General features: G+C 68.4%; 1 protein-coding gene. It reads right to left on the bottom strand.

What is annotated here, in order from left to right:
- The coding region (locus JOZ00_RS26200; protein WP_293350314.1) for a type I polyketide synthase at positions 1 to 2005 on the bottom strand (2005 nt) is incomplete at both ends.

Below are 2005 nucleotides of genomic sequence, written 5' to 3'. Positions count from 1 at the left end.
GGGGCCCTGCGCGCGGCTGAACAGCGTCCGGATGTCGAGGTCGTGGCCGTAGACGTAGAGCTGGGCCATGGCCGAAATCATCGACTCGACGTCGTCCTGCTTGCGGGCCAGCGTCGCGATCAGTTGGGCGTCATGCAGACCCGCGGCGGCGGTGGTCAGGCCGATCTGCATCAGCGCGACCGGGTTGGGCGCGAGCTCCAAGAACGTGGTGTGGCCGCTGTCGACGGCGTTGCGGACGCCGTGCGTGAAGTAGACCGAGTGCCGCATTCCCTTGACCCAGTAGGCGACATCGTGGATCGGCTCGCCACCGGGCTTGATGTAGCTGCCCTCGTGCACCGTCGAGAAGATCCCGGTGTCGGGGCTGCGCGGCACGATTCCCTGCAACTCCGCGGAGAATTCGCCGAGCAGCGGGTCCATCTGCGAGGTGTGGCCGGCGCCCTTGGTCTGCAGTTTGCGGGCGAAGCGGCCTTCGGCTTCGCAACGGGCGACGATCGCATCGATCTGGTCGGGCGGTCCGCCGATGACGGTCTGGCTGGGTGCGGCGTAGACGCACACCTCCAGGCCGGGGAAGTCGGCGAACACCGTCTTCAGCTCGTCGGCGGAGTACTCGACGAGCGCCATCAGCCGGATGTACTCGCCGAACAGCATCGCCTCGCCCTCGCCCATCAGGTGCGAGCGCGAGCAGATCACGCGGGTTGCGTCCGCGAGCGACAGCCCGCCTGCGAAGTAGGCCGATGCGGGCTCACCGAGCGACTGACCAACCACCGCAGCGGGTTTGGCGCCGTGGTGCTTGAGCAGCTCGCCCAGCGCGATCTGGATCGCGAAGATGACGACGTTGGAAGTCTCGATGCCGTAGTCGTGTGAGTCGTCGAGGATCAGCTCGAGCACCGAGTAGCCCCGCTCGTCCTGAATCAGCGCGTCGACCTTCTCGATCCACTCGGCGAAGACCTCGTTGCGCAGATACAGGCTCTTGCCCATCTTGCGGTGCTGCGCACCGAAACCGGCCATCGCCCACACCGGTCCGCTGGTCACCGGTCCGTCGACGCTGAACACGTTCGGCCGTTGCTTGCCCTCGGCGACCGCGCGCAGACCCTTGACGGCCTCCTCGTGGTCGTGCGCCAGCACCACCGCGCGCGAGCGGCCGTGGTTGCGCCGTGACAGCGCCCGGCCGATCGACTCCAGCGAAGACGCCTGCCCCTGGGGGCTTTCCATCCAGTCCGCCAGCTCGGCGGCCGCGGACTTTTTGCGCGACGTCAGGAACGCCGAAACCGCCAGCGGGATGAGGGGTTTGGTGGGCTCTGCGTCTTCCTGCGCCGCAAGCTCTTCCAGCGCAATCTCTTTGAGGCGCAGCGCCTCGTCCGTCACACCCGGCAGCTCGTAGAAATCCTCCTCCGGCGCCGCGGCGTCGGGGATGATGTTGCCGAAGTCGTCGAATCGCAGCGAGTGGCTCTCCATCGTGGGCGCCTCAGCTGGGACCGCCTCGACGTCGGCCCGCGGCTCGGGTGCGGTCTCCCGCTCCTTCTCCACCACGTCGCGGGGCAGCACCTCGCGCACCACCAGGTGCGAGTTCGCCCCACCGAAGCCGAAGCTGGACACCCCGGCCAGCGCGTAGCCGCCGTATCGCGGCCAATCGGTAGCGCTCTCAACGACTTTCAGGTGCATGCCGTCGAAGTCGATGTACGGGCTGGGCCCGGCGAAGTTGATCGACGGCGGCAGCTTGTCGTGCTGCAGCGACAGCACCACCTTGGCCAGGCTGGCCGCACCGGCCGCCGACTCCAGGTGTCCCACATTGGTTTTCACCGCGCCCAGCAGCGCAGGGCGATCGGCGGGTCGGCCCCGGCCGACAACGCGGCCCAGTGCCTCGGCCTCGATCGGGTCACCCAGGACGGTGCCCGTGCCGTGCGCCTCGATGTAGTCGACGGTGCGCGGGTCGATCCCGGCATCCTTGTAGGCCCGGCGCAGCACGTCGGCCTGCGCGTCCTGGTTGGGGGCGATCAGGCCGTTG

The organism is Mycobacterium sp. (assembly GCF_019243155.1).
Lineage (GTDB): Bacteria > Actinomycetota > Actinomycetes > Mycobacteriales > Mycobacteriaceae > Mycobacterium.
Note: the sequence above shows the minus strand (reverse complement) of the source record. Positions and strands in the feature narration are given on the sequence as shown.